At 73.3% G+C, this 16,180-nt stretch carries 10 protein-coding genes, 1 tRNA gene and 6 pseudogenes; 15 read left to right on the forward strand and 2 right to left on the reverse strand.

Translation table 11 applies throughout. The features are described 5' to 3' along the window. Position 1: 1 nt before the first annotated feature. From mfd to UK82_RS35460, 15 genes and pseudogenes are all read left to right on the forward strand, one after another. Positions 2-2,199, forward strand: a pseudogene (mfd, locus tag UK82_RS35445) (transcription-repair coupling factor); the annotation flags it as partial. Positions 2,200-2,303: 104 nt separating this feature from the next. Beyond that, positions 2,304-3,071 carry a SurA N-terminal domain-containing protein gene (locus UK82_RS03580; RefSeq protein ID WP_055406289.1) on the forward strand — a complete coding sequence of 256 codons (768 nt, stop codon included), beginning with the start codon at positions 2,304-2,306 and terminating at the stop codon, positions 3,069-3,071. 45 nt (positions 3,072-3,116) lie between these two features. Then, on the forward strand, positions 3,117-4,469 hold the full coding sequence (locus UK82_RS03585; RefSeq protein ID WP_055406356.1) for a nucleoside triphosphate pyrophosphohydrolase: 1,353 nt from the start codon (positions 3,117-3,119) through the stop codon (positions 4,467-4,469). A 194-nt stretch (positions 4,470-4,663) separates the two neighbouring features. After that, positions 4,664-6,798 (forward strand): annotated as a pseudogene (gene sppA, locus UK82_RS03590) (signal peptide peptidase SppA); the annotation flags it as partial. A gap of 852 nt (positions 6,799-7,650) precedes the next feature. Further along, a partial coding sequence (locus UK82_RS35450) for a hypothetical protein (protein WP_236705489.1) occupies positions 7,651-7,753 on the forward strand: 103 nt, incomplete at its 3' end. Position 7,754: 1 nt separating this feature from the next. Continuing rightward, a pseudogene (eno, locus tag UK82_RS03595) lies at positions 7,755-8,934 on the forward strand (phosphopyruvate hydratase); the annotation flags it as partial. An 18-nt stretch (positions 8,935-8,952) separates the two neighbouring features. Beyond that, a pseudogene (locus tag UK82_RS03600) lies at positions 8,953-9,314 on the forward strand (septum formation initiator family protein); the annotation flags it as partial. 123 nt (positions 9,315-9,437) lie between these two features. Continuing rightward, on the forward strand, positions 9,438-10,016 hold the full coding sequence (locus UK82_RS03605; protein ID WP_044883502.1) for a DUF501 domain-containing protein: 579 nt from the start codon (positions 9,438-9,440) through the stop codon (positions 10,014-10,016). Beyond that, a complete protein-coding gene (locus UK82_RS03610; RefSeq protein WP_044883503.1) occupies positions 10,013-11,281 on the forward strand; it encodes a guanosine-5'-triphosphate,3'-diphosphate pyrophosphatase in 1,269 nt (422 codons plus the stop codon). The genes UK82_RS03605 and UK82_RS03610 overlap by 4 nt, the downstream gene beginning before the upstream one ends. Next, a complete protein-coding gene (locus tag UK82_RS03615; RefSeq protein ID WP_044883398.1) occupies positions 11,278-12,102 on the forward strand; it encodes a uracil-DNA glycosylase in 825 nt (274 codons plus the stop codon). Before UK82_RS03610 ends, UK82_RS03615 begins: the two co-directional genes overlap by 4 nt. 165 nt (positions 12,103-12,267) lie before the next feature. Further along, the coding region (locus tag UK82_RS35455) for an FAD/NAD(P)-binding protein (RefSeq protein ID WP_236705465.1) at positions 12,268-12,540 on the forward strand (273 nt) is incomplete at its 3' end. 1 nt (position 12,541) lies between these two features. After that, a pseudogene (locus UK82_RS03620) lies at positions 12,542-13,797 on the forward strand (NAD(P)/FAD-dependent oxidoreductase); the annotation flags it as partial. A 422-nt stretch (positions 13,798-14,219) separates the two neighbouring features. Then, positions 14,220-14,294: transfer RNA gene (locus UK82_RS03625), tRNA-Leu, on the forward strand. Positions 14,295-14,595: 301 nt separating this feature from the next. Further along, positions 14,596-15,193: Bax inhibitor-1/YccA family protein (locus UK82_RS03630; protein WP_236705466.1), on the forward strand; the 598-nt coding region annotated here is incomplete at its 3' end. Between the two features lies 1 nt (position 15,194). Beyond that, positions 15,195-15,354: pseudogene (locus tag UK82_RS35460) on the forward strand (Bax inhibitor-1/YccA family protein); the annotation flags it as partial. Between the two features lie 23 nt (positions 15,355-15,377). On the opposite strand, the gene UK82_RS03635 reads toward UK82_RS35460, so the two are convergent. Both UK82_RS03635 and UK82_RS03640 read right to left on the reverse strand, forming a co-directional pair. Next, the gene (locus UK82_RS03635) at positions 15,378-15,788 is read right to left on the reverse strand and encodes a PPOX class F420-dependent oxidoreductase (protein WP_044883401.1); all 411 of its coding nucleotides are present in this window, start codon (positions 15,786-15,788) and stop codon (positions 15,378-15,380) included. 124 nt (positions 15,789-15,912) lie between these two features. After that, positions 15,913-16,140, reverse strand: coding sequence for a DUF4287 domain-containing protein (locus tag UK82_RS03640; protein WP_044883402.1), 228 nt, complete (start codon positions 16,138-16,140; stop codon positions 15,913-15,915). Positions 16,141-16,180 lie beyond the last annotated feature (40 nt).

A 16,180-nucleotide genomic window follows, 5' to 3' on the forward strand; every position in this document is an offset into this window, starting at 1 on the left:
NCCGGGGTCGCCGTGGTGACCCGCGGGCAGCTCGTCACCGGCTTCACCAGCGACACGCTGCGCCTGGCGGTTCTCACCGAGAGCGACATCGCCGGCGCCCGCGGGGTCACCACCAAGGACATGCGCAGGATGCCCAGCCGGCGGCGCAAGGGCATCGACCCGCTTGCCCTGGTCCCCGGCGACATGGTCGTCCACGACGCGCACGGCGTCGGTCGCTACGTCGAGATGGTGACCCGCACCGTCGCCGGGGCGAAGCGCGAGTACCTGCTGCTGGAGTACGCCCGGGGCGACCGGCTCTACGTCCCCACCGACCAGCTCGAACAGATCACCCGCTACGTCGGCGGCGACGCGCCGAGCCTGGACCGCATCGGCGGCGCCGACTGGGCCAAGCGCAAGAGCCGCGCCCGCAAGGCGGTCAAGGAGATCGCCGGGGAGCTGATCCGGCTCTACAGCGCTCGAATGGCCGCCCCCGGGCACGCCTTCGCCCCGGACAACCCGTGGCAGCGCGAGCTGGAGGACGCCTTCCCCTTCCGGGAGACCCCCGACCAGTTGGCCGCGATCGACGAGGTCAAGGCCGACATGGAGAAGCCCGTCCCGATGGACCGGGTGATCTGCGGCGACGTCGGCTACGGCAAGACCGAGATCGCCGTGCGAGCGGCGTTCAAGGCCGTCCAGGACGGCAAGCAGGTCGCCGTGCTGGTCCCGACGACGCTGCTGGTCCAGCAGCACTTCCAGACGTTCTCCGAGCGGTACGCGGCGTTCCCCGTCATCGTGAAGGCGATGAGCCGGTTCAACTCGGCCGGCGAGCAGAAGGCGGTCCAGGAGGGCCTCGCCGACGGCACCGTCGACGTCGTGATCGGCACCCACCGGCTGCTGTCGGGGGAGAACCGGTTCAAGGACCTGGGGCTCGTGATCGTCGACGAGGAGCAGCGCTTCGGCGTCGAGCACAAGGAGCAGCTCAAGAAGATGCGCACGGCGGTGGACGTGCTCACGATGAGCGCCACCCCGATCCCGCGCACCCTGGAGATGTCGATCACCGGCATCCGGGAGCTGTCGACCATCGACACCCCGCCGGAGGAGCGCCACCCGGTGCTCACCTCCGTCGCCCCCTACGACACCCGGCAGGTCGCGGCCGCGATCCGCCGGGAGCTGCTGCGGGAGGGGCAGGTCTTCTTCATCCACAACCGGGTGGAGTCGATCGACCGGGCCGCCGCTCGACTGCGTGAGCTGGTCCCCGAGGCGCGCATCGCCACCGCGCACGGCCAGATGAACGAGGACGCCCTCGAACAGGTGATGGTCTCCTTCTGGGAGAAGAAGTTCGACGTCCTGGTCTGCACGACGATCGTCGAGTCGGGGCTGGACATCTCCAACGCCAACACCCTCGTCGTCGAACGGGCCGACGTGTTCGGCCTGTCCCAGCTCCACCAGTTGCGCGGCCGGGTCGGCCGGGGCCGTGACCGCGCGTACGCGTACTTCCTGTACCCGCCGGACAAGCCGCTGACCGAGACCGCCCATGACCGGCTCGCCACCATCGCCCAGCACAACGACCTCGGTGCCGGCATGGCCGTGGCCATGAAGGACCTGGAGATCCGCGGCGCCGGCAACCTGCTCGGCGGGGAGCAGTCCGGGCACATCGCCTCGGTCGGCTTCGACATGTACGTGCGGATGGTCGGCGAGGCAGTCGCCGAATACCGCAAGGACAAGGTGGAGGAGCCACCGGAGGTCAAGGTGGAGCTCCCCGTCGACGCGAGCCTGCCGCACGACTACGTGCCCAGCGAGCGGCTGCGCCTGGACGCCTACCGCCGTCTCGCCGGCGCCGTCACCGACGCCGACATCGACGAGGTGCGCGGGGAGCTGGTGGACCGGTTCGGCCCGGTGCCCGAGCCGGTGGAGAACCTGCTCGCCGTCGCCGGCCTGCGGGTGCTCGCGCGCCGCTTCGGCGTCACCGAGATCACCGCCGCCGGCCGGCAGATCCGCTTCGCGCCGCTGGAGCTGCGGGAGAGCCAGACCCTGCGGCTGACCCGCCTGTACAAGGGCGCGGTGGTGAAGCCCGCGGTGCGGATCGTGCTGGTGCCGGCCCCGACGGAGACCGGCCGCATCGGCTCCCGGCCGCTGCGGGACCGGGTGCTGCTCGCGTGGGCCGGTCAGCTCCTGACCGCCGTCGCCGGCGATTCGGTCGCCGCGGCGGCCGCTGGCTGAGCGGCGGTCGGGACGGGTTTCGTCGGGCGGCGGGGCGGGGAATTCGGCGGTGTCGGGCGGGTGAGGTGTGCTTCGCCACACGCGAGCGGATAGCGTCTGGAGTCGTGAAGCTCTCCCGCCTCCTGGCCGGCGTCGGGTTTGTCGTGCTCGTGGGGACCGCCGGGACGGCCTGCACGACGCATGCCGGAGCCGCCGCCCAGGTCGGATCGCAGTCCATCGAGACCTCGCAGCTACGCGGCATCGTCGATCGCGGGCTCGCGGCCGCCGACGGCGTCCCGGTCTCACAGTCCGGGCAGACCGCGTCGAGCGCCCTCAACCGCCTCGACCTCCAACGCCGCACGCTGACCACCCTCGTGCAGCTTCAACTGCTCTCCGACGAGGCCGACCGGCGTGGCGTCACGCTCAGCTCCGGCGACGTCGCCTCCTACTACCAGGCGTACGCCATCCTCCAGTTCGGCAGCGTGCAGGCGTTCGAGCAGCGGGCGGCCGCCGCGGGGTTCGCGCCGCGCGACGTCTCCGTCATCGTGCGCTCCGGCGCGCTGGAGTCGGCGCTGAGCGACCGGGTCAGCCCGCACCTGCTCGCCACCGAGGCGGAGACCCGGGAGCAGTACAACAGCATCGTCGACCAGGTCGGCCGGATCCCGCTCACCTACGCACAGGCGAAGCCGTACCTGGCCCGCTTCATCGTCAGCCAGGAGCGCTCCGCGAAGCTGCGGCCCGTCCTCGCGCAGGCCGAGAAGAAGGACCCGATCTCGATCAACCCGCGGTTCGGCACCTGGAACACCGGCCAGTTCGCCGTGATTGCCGCGGATGGATCGATCGCCAGCCGGCCCGCGCCCACCCCCACGGTGGACCTGACCGCCCAGTCCTGACCGCCCAGTCCCGTCCCCGACCAGCCGAAGCGAGTGGATGAGGTCATGCTGCTGCGGATCACCGTGGTCGTCACCAGCCCGCGGGTCGCGCCGGGCGTCCTCACCGCGCCGGCGTGGGACCTGATGCGCCGCGTGCCCGTGCTGACCGCCACCCCGGCCCACCCGCAGCTCGCCGCCCTGCGCGCCGCCGGCGCGACCGTCGTCGTCGTCGACGGCCACCCGCCCGCGGTCGATCCGGCGGGGGTCGATCCGGCGGGGGTTGAGCTGGCTGCCTTCCTGCGGGCCGGCCTGCCCGATCCGGCGGCGACCGAGGTCGCCTGGCTGCCGGACCCGTCCGCGCCGACGCCGCTCGACCGGGTGCTCGACCGTCTCGTTCAGCCCCGTTCGCCGGCCGGCGCCGGTGCGGCCGCGCTGCCCGCCGTCGGCGTCGTGGTGGACACCCTCGCCGGCACGGCGGAGCTGCCCGGGTCCATCCTGCTCGACGCCGTGGCCGTGATGGACCGGCTGCGCTCCCCGGGTGGCTGCCCGTGGGACGCCGAGCAGACCCACGAGTCCCTCGCTCCCTACCTGATCGAGGAGACCTACGAGGCGTACCAGGCGATCGAGGACGGTGACCTCGCCGAGCTGCGCGAGGAGCTCGGCGACGTGCTCATGCAGGTGCTCTTCCACGCCCGGATCGCCGCCGAGCGCGCGGGCGACGGCTGGGACGTCGACGATGTGGCGGCGGGGCTGGTCGCGAAGCTGATCCGGCGGCACCCGCACGTGTTCGCCGATGTGGTCGTCGACGGGTCGGCGAACGTCGCCGTCAACTGGGAGGCGATCAAGGCGGAGGAGAAGGGCCGCGCCTCGGTGACCGAAGGGGTGGCGCTGTCCCAGCCGGCGCTGACGCTCGCGGCCAAGCTGCTCAAGCGCGCCGGCGGGATCGGCGTGCCGGCGGACCTCGCGCTAGCCGGGGTCACCGAGGAGACGGGCGGCGCGTTGGCTGCGGCCGGCGGGTCGGCTGCGGCCGGCGGGTCGGCTGCGGCCGGTGAGGTGGCTGCGGCCGGCGGGTTGGCTGCGGCTGGTGGGCTGGCGGGGTCCGGCGGGGTAGCCGAGGCCGGCGAGCGGGTCGCGGCGATCGCGGCCGACGCTGTCGCGGCACTCGGCCGGCCGGACGTGGCCGCCGACGACGTTCTCGGCGATCTGCTCGTCGCCGCCGTCGCGCTCGCGCGCGCGGCCCGGGTCGACCCGGAGCGGGCCCTGCGCACGTCGGCGCGGCGTTTCCGGGACCGGCTAGCCGCCGCCGAGCGTGCGGCCCGGGTGGACGGCGCCGCCCCGGGGGTGCTGCCCGGCGCGCGCTGGCGGGAACTCTGGGTCGCCCCGGCCCGCTCGGGTGACCGCGTTACGCCGGATGGGTGACGGTAGGACGACCGTGAGGTTGATACGACCGCGGAACCGGGACGGTCGGTGGTACTAGCCTCTGACCATGGCTGCCACCCCACGTAAGGCGCTGGCCGACGTCCGCCAGATCGCGGCGCGGCGGACGGCTCCGATCGTCCTGGAACTCGATCTGACGGTCGATCCGCTCGAAGGCGTTCCCAACGACCCGGTCNCCCTCGCCCTCGCCCACCGCCGCACCACGCTGCGCGATCTGGTGGAGGCTTTGCGCTACGCCACCGAGGACCCGCGGGTGTCGGTGGTGGTCGCGCACATCGGCGCCGCCGGGACGCCGCTGGCCCGCATCCAGGAGATCCGAGCGGCGATCGGCGCCTTCCGGGCCGCCGGCGGCACCGCCATCGCCTACGCGGACACGTTCGGCGAGTTCGGCGGCGGCACGGGCCCGTACTACCTCGCCTGCGCGTTCGACGAGATCTGGTTGGCCCCGTCCGGGGACTGCGGGCTGACCGGCCTGGGGATGGAGACGCCGTTCCTGCGCGGCGCGCTGGACCGGCTCGGCGTCGCGGTCGAGATCGGCCAGCGCTACGAATACAAGAACGCGGTCAACACGCTCGTCGAGCGGGACTTCACGCCGGCGCACCTGGAGGCGGTGAGCCGGATCATCGAGTCCAGCTCGGAGCAGGTGGTGGCGGGCATCGCCGAGGGCCGCCGGATACCGGCCGACCGCGTCCGCCGGCTGATCGACCTCGGCCCGCTGGCCGGCACCGTCGCCCTCGACGTGGGGCTCGTCGACCGCCTCGGCTACCGCGACGAGGTGTACGCGGCCGCGCGGGCCCGGGTCCGGCGCTCGTCGGCGGGCGGCGGGTCTCCGGCGGCTGGCGGGTCCCCCGCGGGAAGCGGGTCCCCGGTCGTCGGCGGGTCCCCCGTCGTCGGCGCGGCTGACGCCGACCTCGCCCCCACGGCGGACACCGACCTCGCCGCCGCCGCCGGCCTGCCGGGCGGCGCGGCTGCGACCGCGGCCGGGGACGCAGGCGCCGAGCCGGTGCTGATGTACGCCACGGCGTACCGCCGACTCGCCGAACGGCGGGAGAAGTCGCCGGTGCGGCGGGTCGCGACCCTCACCGCGCGGGGTCCGGGTGCCTTCTTCCTGCGCGAGACCTCACCCACGCCGCAGCGCCGGTCCGCCGACGCCGGCACAGGCTCGGCGGGGGGGCACGCCGGGGCGCTCGACGACGGCGCCACCGTGGACACCCAGGGCGTCCCGCTGGCGCCGTCGGCCACCGCACCGCATCGCGACCCCCGCCGGTCGGTCGTCGCGCTCATCCACGGCACCGGCCAGGTCATCCTCGGGCAGGGCAGCCCGGGGCCGTTCGCCAGCCCGGTGCTCGCCGCGGAGGCCGCCGCGGCGGCATTCCGGGCCGCCGCGCGCGACGAGGATGTGGCGGCGGCGGTGTTCCGGGTGAACAGCCCGGGGGGTTCCTACGTCGCCTCGGACCTGGTGCGCCGGGAGGCCGAGCGGTTCCGGGCCAGTGGCCGCCCGCTCGTCGTGTCGATGGGGGACGTCGCCGCGTCGGGCGGCTACTTCGTCTCCCTGGCCGCGGACCTCATCGTCGCCAATCCGGGCACGCTGACCGGGTCCATCGGGGTGTTCGCCGGTAAGCAGGTGGTCCGGGAGCTGCTCGACAAGGTCGGGGTGGGGTTCGGGGCGGTCGCCGAGGGCGAGCACGCTCTGATGATGTCGCCGCGGCGTCCGTTCACCGTGGGTGAGCGGGAGAAGCTGGAGGAGTTCCTCGACCGCGTCTACGCGGACTTCGTCGACAAGGTGGCCGCGGCCCGACGGCTGACCCGGGAGCAGGTGCACGAGCTGGCCCGGGGCCGGGTGTGGACGGGGGCCGACGCCCACGCCTACGGCTTGGTCGACGAGCTCGGCGGGCTGACGGACGCGCTCAGGCTGGCCTGGACGCGGGCCGGGCTGCCCGCGGGGGACACGCCGCGGGTGCGGCTGGCGCCCAAGCCGTCGGTGCTGGAACGGGTCCGGACGCCGAAGTCCAGCGAGGACCGCGGCGCCGCCGCGACGGCCCGGCCGGGGATCCTGGCCGGCGGCCTGGCCGCCCTGCTCGGCGCTGGATCCGGGCTCGGTGGTTCCGGGGCGTTCGGTGGTGCGGGCGGGCTCCTCGGTTCCGTCGGGCTCGGTGGTTCCGTCGGGCTCGGTGGTTCCGGGGCGTTCGGTGGTGCTGGCGGGCTCGGTGGGTTCGCCGCCGGCTGGGGACCCTGGGCGCCGCTGGCCGCGCGGCTCGGCCTGCCCGTCGGCGGGCCGCTGATGATGCCGCCGCTCGGGCGCATCGGCTAGGGGACTCGGTCCACGGTGGTCCGTGGCCCTGCGGTCTGATCGGGCGACGGGTACGGGGTTACCGGGCGGGCTCGGCGTCCCTGCTACTGGGCCGCCGCTGTCGCGCCTTTCCGTAATCTTCTGTGCACAGAATCGTGCCGAGGGGTATGTACGGTTTTTGGCCTGAAAACCGTACCGAAGCCTCGGCACGATCTGGCCTCGATCTGGCCGGAACCGGGCTTGCCGGGGGGCAGCTGCCGGCAGGCCGCGAACCGGCGGCGTCCGGCTGGCGGCGTCCGGCTGGGGGCATCCGGCCGGCGGCATCCGGCCGGCGGCATCCGGCTGGGGGCGTCCGGCCGGCGGCCGTGGGTCGTACGGGGCAGGCCGCTGCCGCGTCCGAGGGAGTTGGACAGGCGCGCCTGGCGCGGGAACACCATGATCGATCGGGCTGGCGGGACGGTTCCGCGGAAACCTCACGATGGCCGGCAGGTCGGCTGTGGGCCGGGCGCTTGCCCGGCCCCACCTGGGTGCCCGGGGCCGCGGCGGGTCGCGGCCCGCGGGGCTGTGGGATGCGTGACACCGCGTTGCCCGCGTCGGGGCTGGCTGGCCGGCCAGGGCCGGTCGCGTGGCGGGGCCTCGCCGGAACCTTCCGCGACGCGCCGGGATCAGCGCCGCCCCTTGGGAGCGGCGACGGTAGTCTCGCACCGACCGGTTCGTCCGGACGGCCCCGCTCGTCCCGCGGTATTGGGTCCGCCACGCCGTCGGGCGTGCTGCGGGGTCCGGCGCGGGTGCTCGCTGGGCGCCGGTTCGCGGCGGTCCGTTCGGTGCCATCGTGTCGTCGCGTTCGAGTCGTCGCATTCGGAGGTCCTAGCCGTGCCGTCCATCGAGGCTGTCGGAGCCCGCGAGATCCTTGACTCGCGTGGCAATCCCACCGTCGAGGTCGAAGTCGTCCTGGAGGACGGGACGCTGGGCCGTGNCGCGGTGCCCAGCGGGGCCAGCACCGGCGCCTTCGAGGCCGTGGAGCTGCGCGACGGGGAGGACCGTTACGGCGGCAAGGGCGTCCGCAAGGCGGTGGCCGCGGTGATCGAGCGGATCGGCCCGGCGATCATCGAGCTGGAGGCCACCGAGCAGCGCCTGCTCGACCAGACGCTCATCGACCTCGACGGCACCCCGGGCAAGTCCGCCCTCGGCGCCAACGCCCTGCTCGGCGTGAGCCTCGCGGTGGCCAAGGCGGCCGCGGCCGCCAGCGGGCTGCCGCTGTTCCGCTACCTCGGCGGGCCGAGCGCGCATCTCCTGCCGGTGCCGATGCTGAACATCCTCAACGGCGGCGCGCACGCGGACACGAACGTCGACATCCAGGAATTCATGATCGCTCCGATCGGCGCGAGCACCTTCTCCGAGTCGCTGCGCTGGGGCGCCGAGGTCTACCACGCGCTCAAGAGCGTGCTCAAGGCGCGGGGCCTGGGCACCGGCGTCGGCGACGAAGGCGGCTTCGCCCCGAGCCTGCCCACCAACCGGGACGCGCTCGACCTCATCGCCGAGGCCGTCGACAAGGTCGGCCTGCGCCTCGGCTCGGATGTCGCGCTCGCTCTCGACGTCGCCTCGACCGAGTTCTACTCGGACGGCTCGTACACCTTCGAGGGCAGCACCCGCACCGCCGAGGACCTCAGCGACTACTACGCGGAGCTGGTCGGCGCCTACCCGATCGTCTCCATCGAGGATCCGCTGGCCGAGGACGACTGGTCCGGCTGGGTGGCGCTGACCGAGCGGCTCGGCAGCAAGGTGCAGCTCGTCGGGGACGACCTGTTCGTCACCAACCCGGAGCGGCTCGCCCGCGGGATCGCCTCCAAGGCCGCGAACGCCCTGCTGGTCAAGGTCAACCAGATCGGCACGCTCACCGAGACCCTCGACGCGGTCAACCTCGCCCATCGCAACGGCTACCGGGCGATGATGTCGCACCGCTCCGGTGAGACCGAGGACACCACGATCGCCGACCTCGCGGTCGCCGTCGACTGCGGCCAGATCAAGACCGGTGCCCCCGCCCGCAGCGAGCGGGTCGCGAAGTACAACCAGCTCCTGCGGATCGAGGAGGAGCTCGACGACGCCGCCCGCTTCGCCGGCGCGGCAGCCTTCCCGCGGCACGGGCAGCCCGCCTGATCCGCATGCCGCCGCCGNGCGCCGCGCTGACCACGAGGGCGACCCTGCTCGCCGTCGTGATCTGTGTGCTGGTCCTGACCCTCGCCTATCCGCTGCGGTTGTACCTGAAGCAGCAGAGCAAGCTCTCGGAGCTCGCGCGGACGAACACGCAGGCCCAGGCCCGGGTCAACGAGCTGCGCTCCACGGTCGAGCGCTACGACGACCAGGCCTGGGTCTCCGACGAGGCGCGTCGGCGGCTGCACTACATCAAGCCGGGCGAGCGGGCGTACCTGATGCCCGCCGCGCCCACCCCCGCGTCCGGTGACGGGGGCGAACGCGGTGGATCGTCCGGCGGCTCGGCCTGGTACGGGCGGCTGTGGTCGGAGATCGCGACGCCTTAGCGGCGCGCCGGCGGACGGGCCCGGGTCCTGGGCCCGTCCGTGGATCTGCGGTGCCCCGTGGATCTGCGATGCTAGGCGGCGGTGCCGGTGCGCGGTCGCCGTCCCGGGGAGGAGAGCGTCGCGGTGCGGGAGGAGAACGTGGTGTCGACGGCAGCGACGGCCGAGGAGGTCGAGATCGTCGGGCGGCAGTTGTCCCGTGCGCCGCGCGGGGTCGTGGCCGTCGCCCATCGTTGTTCCTGCGGGCTGCCGGACGTGGTCGAGACCGCTCCCCGGCTGCCCGACGGTTCGCCGTTTCCCACCCTGTACTACCTCACCTGCCCGCGCGCCGCGGCGGCGGTGTCGCGGCTGGAGGGGGCCGGGATCATGCGGGAGATGACGGCGCGCCTCGCCCACGACCCCGATCTCGCCGCCGCCTACGCCACGGCGCACCGGGACTACCTCGCCCGCCGCGACGCCCACGAGGTCCTGCCCGGCACCCCGAGCGCCGGCGGCATGCCGGAGCGGGTCAAATGCCTGCACGTCCTCGTCGCGCACAGCCTGGCGGCGGGCCCGGGAGTGAATCCCTTCGGGGACGAGGCGCTCGCCGCCGTCGACGACTGGGGCCGGCGGGGGCCGTGCGTGGCCGCGAGCCCGGCCGCAGCCTGCGCAGCGGGCGGAACCGCGGCGGGTTCCGCGGGGACGACGGAGGAGGTGCCGGCGTGAACCGCGTCGCCGCGATCGACTGCGGGACCAACTCGATCCGCCTGCTGGTGGCGGACTACGACGGGTCCGGGCTGCGCGAGCTGACCCGCCGGATGGAGATCGTCCGGTTGGGCGCCGGGGTGGACCGCACCGGTGAGCTCGCCCCCGAGGCGCTGGCGCGGACTTTCGCCGCGCTGCGTGACTACGCCGCCGAGATCGAACGCCTGGGTGCCACCAGGGTGCGGATGGTGGCCACGAGCGCGACCCGCGACGCGCGCAACCGAGACGAGCTGGTCACCGGTGTCCGCGCGATCCTCGGGGTCGACCCCGAGGTGATCAGCGGGGACGAGGAGGCGGCGCTGTCGTTCGGTGGCGCCATCGGCGACCTCGTCGGCGGATCCGGGCAGTTCGGAGCGCCGGGTCGGGTGGGGGCGCCGAGCCAGCCGGGAGCGTCCGACCGGTCGGGAGCACCCGGGCAGCCCGGAACATCCGGCGATCCCGGCCCCTCGGACGCGCGCGGAGGATCCGGCCGGGCGCCCGGCGCGCCAGGCCTGGCGGGAACGCCCAGCCAGCTCGGAACGCCCAGCCGGCTCGGAAAGATCGGCCAGCTCGGAAAGATCGGACTGTCCGGAACAGGCGGCTCGTCGTCGGTCGCCACGCCGATCCTGCTCGCGGACATCGGCGGGGGCTCGACGGAGCTGGTGCTCGGGGACGCGCGCGGCGTGCGGGCGGCCCGCTCGGTGAACGTCGGCTGCGTCCGGCTGGCAGAGCGGCACCTGCGCGACGACCCGCCGACCGCGGCGCAGGCCGCGGCGATCGTTGCCGACGTGCACGCCGCGCTCGATCTCGCCGCCGCGACGGTGCCGCTGACCGAGGCCGCCACCCTGGTGGGCGTCGCCGGGACCGTCACCACGGTGGCCGCCCTCGCCGCCGGACTGGCGGAGTACGACGCGGACCGCATCCACCTGTCGGTGACGAGCGCCGAGCAGGTTGCCGCCGTCACCGAGCGGCTGCTCGGCATGACGCACGACGAGCGGGCGGCACTGCCGGTGATGCACCCCGGGCGGGTGGACGTCATCGCGTCCGGCGCGCTCGTGCTGCGCACGCTGGTCGAACGCACCGGCGCCGCGGCGGTCGTCGCGAGCGAACGGGACATCCTCGACGGGATCGCGCTGGCCCTGGCCATCTCCCCACCGGCCGCGAGCGGCTCGGCGGCCGAGAGCCTCGCGTCGCCGCTGCCGACCGCGCCGTCCCTGCCGACCGGGGCCGGTCCCGCCGCGGGATGACGGCCGGTCCGCAGCGCGGTCCGGCGCGGCCGGGCGGCGGCTGGCCGGGGGACCTCGCCGACTCGACCACCCCGGTCGCGGCGACCTCCGCGCGGGTGCGCGAGCTGGCCGCCGGCGCCGCCGACACGGGGGCGCTCGATGCTCGGATGTCGGTCTGCCGGGCCTGCCCGCGCCTGGTCAGGTGGCGGGAGGAGGTCGCGGCGGTCCGCCGGGCCGCGTACGCCGACCAGCCGTACTGGGGGCGGCCGGTGTCCTCGTTCGGCCCGGCCGACGCCCGGATCCTGATCGTGGGCCTCGCTCCCGCCGCCCATGGTGGCAACCGCACCGGGCGCATCTTCACCGGCGACCGCAGCGGCGACTGGCTGTTCGCCTCGCTGCACCGGGTCGGGCTCGCCACCCGGGCGACGTCGCACTCCGCCGGGGACGGCCAGCGCCTGCCGGCCACCCGGATCGTCGCGGCCGTGCGCTGCGCGCCGCCGGCGAACAAGCCGACGACGGCGGAACGGGACGCCTGTCGTCCGTGGCTGGTCCGGGACCTGGAGCTCGTCCGGCCGACACTGCGGGTCGTCGTCGTTCTCGGCGGGTTCGCGTGGACGGCGCTCTGGCCGGCCCTGGAGCAGGCAGGGTACTCCGTCCCGGCGCCCAGGGTGCCGTTCGGCCACGGGACCCGGGTCGAACTTCCCGGGACGGGCGTCCGGGTCGTGGGTTGCTATCACCCGAGTCAGCAGAACACCTTCACCGGTCGGGTCACCGAGGTGATGCTGGACACGGTTTTCGGTTCCGCGGCGGCGCTGGCGGAAGTGGTTGAGCGGCTCGACTAAGCCCACGCCTTGTGGCCACGGACACAGCGCGTGAGCCACGGCACTCTTCCGTCGGCGACAAGACGGGCCGAAGGTCGTCCGTATTGGTGTCCTGCATCACGGAATAGATGGGGTCAGCCGGCTCCACGCCGGGTGTAAGCCGGCCCCCGCGGGTACCGTTTTTGCATGGGCTATGGGCAGGCACCGCACATCCTCATCGTCGGCGGGGGATACGTCGGCATGTACACGGCCCTGCGGCTTCGGCGGAAGCTGCATGGGGACGAGGCGACCATCACCGTCGTCGAACCCAACTCATACATGACCTACCAGCCGTTTCTCCCGGAGGCGGCTGCCGGTAACCTTGAGCCACGGCACGTTGTCGTTCCGCTACGCAAGGTGCTGAAGGGCTGCCGGATCATCAGCGGCCATGTCGTGATGGTGTCGCACGAGCAACGCACGNCATCCATCCAGCCGCTCCTCGGGGATGCTTTCGACCTTAAGTACGACATTCTGGTGATCTGTCCCGGTTCGGTGGCCCGGACGCTCCCGATCCCGGGTCTCGCCGAGCAGGGAATCGGATTCAAGAGCGCGGCCGAGGCCATCTATCTCCGAAACCAGGTCATCAGCCGCCTCGACGCGGCCGCGTCGGCCACCGATGCCGCGGTCCGGCGGCGCGCACTCACCTTCCTCTTCATCGGTGGCGGATATGCCGGAATTGAGGCGCTCGCCGAACTCGAGGACATGGCGCGTGATGCATGTTCTTATTACCCGGATCTGGCGCCCGCGGACATGCGCTGGGTGCTTGTCGAGGCGACGGGTCGCATTCTCCCCGAGGTTTCGCCCGCAATGGGGCTGTATACGGTCAAGCAGCTCGAACACCGCGGAATCCAGGTGAAGCTGAACACCAGGGTCGAAAGTCTGCTCGATGGAAATGTCGTTCTCGACGACGGCGAGCGATTCGAGGCCGGCACCGTGGTGTGGACGGCCGGTGTCAAGCCCAATCCGATGCTCGCCCGGACCGATCTGCCGCTCGACGAGCGCGGCCGGCTGCGGGCCACCGCCTTCCTCCAGGTCGACGGGGTGGCGGACGCCTGGACCGCCGGCGACTGCGCGGCCGTGCCCGACCTGACCAAGGGCGAGGGGGCGACGACCGGACCGTCCGCCCAGCACGCCGTGCGGCAGGCTCGCCGGCTGGCGGAGAACCTCCTCGCCGAGCTGCGGCACGAGCCCATCAGGCCCTACGAGCACAGCTATGCCGGCAGCGTGGCGTCCCTGGGGCTGCACAAGGGCGTGGCCGAGATCTACGGGGTCAGGCTGCGGGGCTGGCCCGCCTGGCTGATGCACCGGACGTACCACCTCAGCCGGGTGCCCACGGTGAACCGCAAGGCCCGCGTGGTGGCCGACTGGACCCTGGCGCTGTTCTTCCGCCGCGAGATCGTCTCGCTGGGCTCGTTCGCCGACCCCCGGGCGGAGTTCCGCCGGGTGGCGACCCCCGCGTCCGCCCCGGCCGCCGGCACGCACGCGGCCCCCGGCATGCCGGCCGCGGTCGACGGCCCCGCCGCGGACTCCGCCGCCGACTCCACCGCGGACAAGGCCGTGCCCGCCGCGTCCACCTTCCCCGGGACGCCCGCCGCCGCGCCTGCCCCGCCTGGGACGCCCGCTCCCCCCGCCACGGCGGCAGAGGCGAACTCGCAGGCCGCGCAGCGGCGGAGCTGACCGTCGCCCGCGCCCGCGGGCCCCGCCACGACCCCACGGCGGCCGGTGAATCCCCGCCTCCTGTGGGGTTCACCGGCCGTCGCTGCTTCACGGGCCGTCGCTGCTTCACGGGCCGTCGCTGCTTCACGGGCCGTCGCTGCTTCACCGGCTGCCGCTGCTTCACCGGCCGCCGCTGCTTAACGACACCAAGGTGGGGGCGGGATTCCGGCATCTCCGGACTGGCCCGACGCTGCTAACGAGCCGCGAGCTCGGCTTTCCGACGATCTGGGTCGTCCACTGATCGGCGGGGATGGCAATGCGGCAGCGCCCTAGTCACGATGAGTCACGCTTTCGTGGGGGCCGCCATCTCCGGACCACTTTTTCCGCGATGTGTTATTCCCAGACCCTACGCAGCATGGTAGAAACATCAGCGATGTAGACGAGCCGGTGTATCCCAACTGGTAGAGGAGGCTGTCCTAAAAACAGCTCGAGTGTCGGTTCGACTCCGACCACCGGCACAATCCATTGCCGATCGCCCGCGTGCGTTGATGAACGCCGCGGGTGGTCGGCATGGAAGGCTTCGTCGCCATGGTGAGGTGCGCCCCCGTGTGGGGGCGCAATGATTCCTTGCATCGCCGAATCCGCTACTATCCGTTCTAGATTCGTTACAACATCAGTGTGTGGTGGTCGAGCCCGCCAGCCCACGGCGCCGACCGGGCGGCGGGAACCTCGCCGACAGTGGGTTCGTTGCGTGGTTGACGTGTGCACCAACTGATGACGGTGGCGCCGCCCCGGCGGCGACCGAGAGGAGCCGGCTCGATGGCCGACCTTCGTTCCTCGAACCCCGTGCTGCGGCGCGGCGGGTTCGCGCCGCCGCCGACGCCCACCCCGGAGGAGCTCGCCAGCCACTACCGGCAGCCGACCACCCTCACCGTCGACGACGTGGTCGTGCACACGCTGGGGCTGTTCGCCCTGCTGGGTGTCGGCGGTGCTGTCGGCTGGGTGGTCGGGCGGGACGCCCCGGGCATCGCGCTGGCCGCCGGTCTCGTCGCGCTGGTCATCAGCCTCGTCGTGTCGATGCGCAATCGGCTGCGCCCGTCGCTGGTCATCGCCTTCGCGCTGATCGAGGGCGTCGCGGTGGGGGCGATCTCGCGCTTCTACGAGGACGACTTCGCGGGCATCGTCCCGCAGGCGCTGCTCGGCACCGGGCTGATCTTCGTCGCGATGCTCCTCGCCTACCGCAGCCGCCGGCTGCGGGCCACTCCGCGGATGGCCCGCATCGTCACCGGCGTGTTGTTCGGCGTCGTCCTGCTCAGCCTGGTCGACCTGGTCGTCAGGGCGGTCAGCGGGAGCCATCTGCCAGTGATCAACGACGCGACGCCGCTGGGCATCCTGTTCAGCGTGCTGGTGCTCGGTGNCGCGAGCCTCCAGTTCATCCTCGACTTCGACTACATCGAGCGGGCGATCGCCGCGGGCGCGCCGCGCTCCGAGGCCTGGCGGGCCGGCTTCGGCCTGCTGATCGGCTTCGTCTGGGTCTACCTGGAGATGCTGCGGCTGCTGTCCAAGCTGCGCCAGTAGCCCGGCGCCCGCCCGGACCGGGCTCAGCCGGAACGGTCCGGGCCGGCGGCGGTGGGTGTGACCCGCAGGATGCAGCGCTGATCGCGGACCATCGCCGCTCGGTAGTCGTCCCAGTCGGGATGCTCGCCGGAGATGTCGCGGTAGTAACCGACCAGCAGTTCCATCGCCGCCGGTAGCCGGACGATCTCCGCGGTGCCGGTGATCTGCACCCACGGTCCGAAGAAGTCGTCCGGCAGCACGCACAGCCGCACGGTCGCGTCGCGCTCGACATGGCCGACCTTGTACGCGGTGAGCCTGGTACTGATCAGCAGACGACCCTCGGCGTCCACCCCGACCGTCACCGGCGACATCTGCGGGCTGCCGTCCCGGCGGGTGGTGCTGAGCACCGCCCGGTGATGATCGCGGACGAACTCGGTGGCGGCATCAAGGTCCATCCGCACATTCTGTCCGACGGGACGTGACTCCCGCGACGTGGACCGCGGAAGGTGACCGAGGCCGGACGGGGCGGAGCGGCGGCGCCGTGGCGGCCGGCCAGGCCCGCCGCGACGCCCCGGGGCCTTACGCCCGGCTTGCCCGCCGCCGCAGGTCCGCCTCGTGGACGAGGGCGGCCGCGAAGCTGTGCGGCAGGTTGTGCTCGGCGCGTAGCCAGTTCACCCGTTCGGTGAAGCGCAGCAGGCCCGGACCGTCGTCCAGCCGGCTTAGCCAGTGGTTCACCCCGTGCCCCGTTGCCTTCGGAATCCGCTCGATGAGGCTCTGGTGGGTCTGCGGGGAGCGGTTGAGCGACATGCGCGCCTCCAGAAGTGAAACCCGACGTCAACGGCTCATG

Source organism: Frankia sp. ACN1ag (assembly GCF_001414035.1).
Classification (GTDB): domain Bacteria; phylum Actinomycetota; class Actinomycetes; order Frankiales; family Frankiaceae; genus Frankia; species Frankia torreyi.

What these genes read in the sequence shown, in the direction of transcription:
- UK82_RS03640 (WP_044883402.1), bottom strand. Translation starts at nt 16,140, where the DNA reads ATGTCGCTCAACCGCTCCCCGCAGACCCACCAGAGCCTCATCGAGCGG.
- UK82_RS03635 (WP_044883401.1), bottom strand. Translation starts at nt 15,788, where the DNA reads ATGGACCTTGATGCCGCCACCGAGTTCGTCCGCGATCATCACCGGGCG.
- UK82_RS03615 (WP_044883398.1), top strand. Translation starts at nt 11,278, where the DNA reads ATGACGGCCGGTCCGCAGCGCGGTCCGGCGCGGCCGGGCGGCGGCTGG.
- UK82_RS03585 (WP_055406356.1), top strand. Translation starts at nt 3,117, where the DNA reads ATGCTGCTGCGGATCACCGTGGTCGTCACCAGCCCGCGGGTCGCGCCG.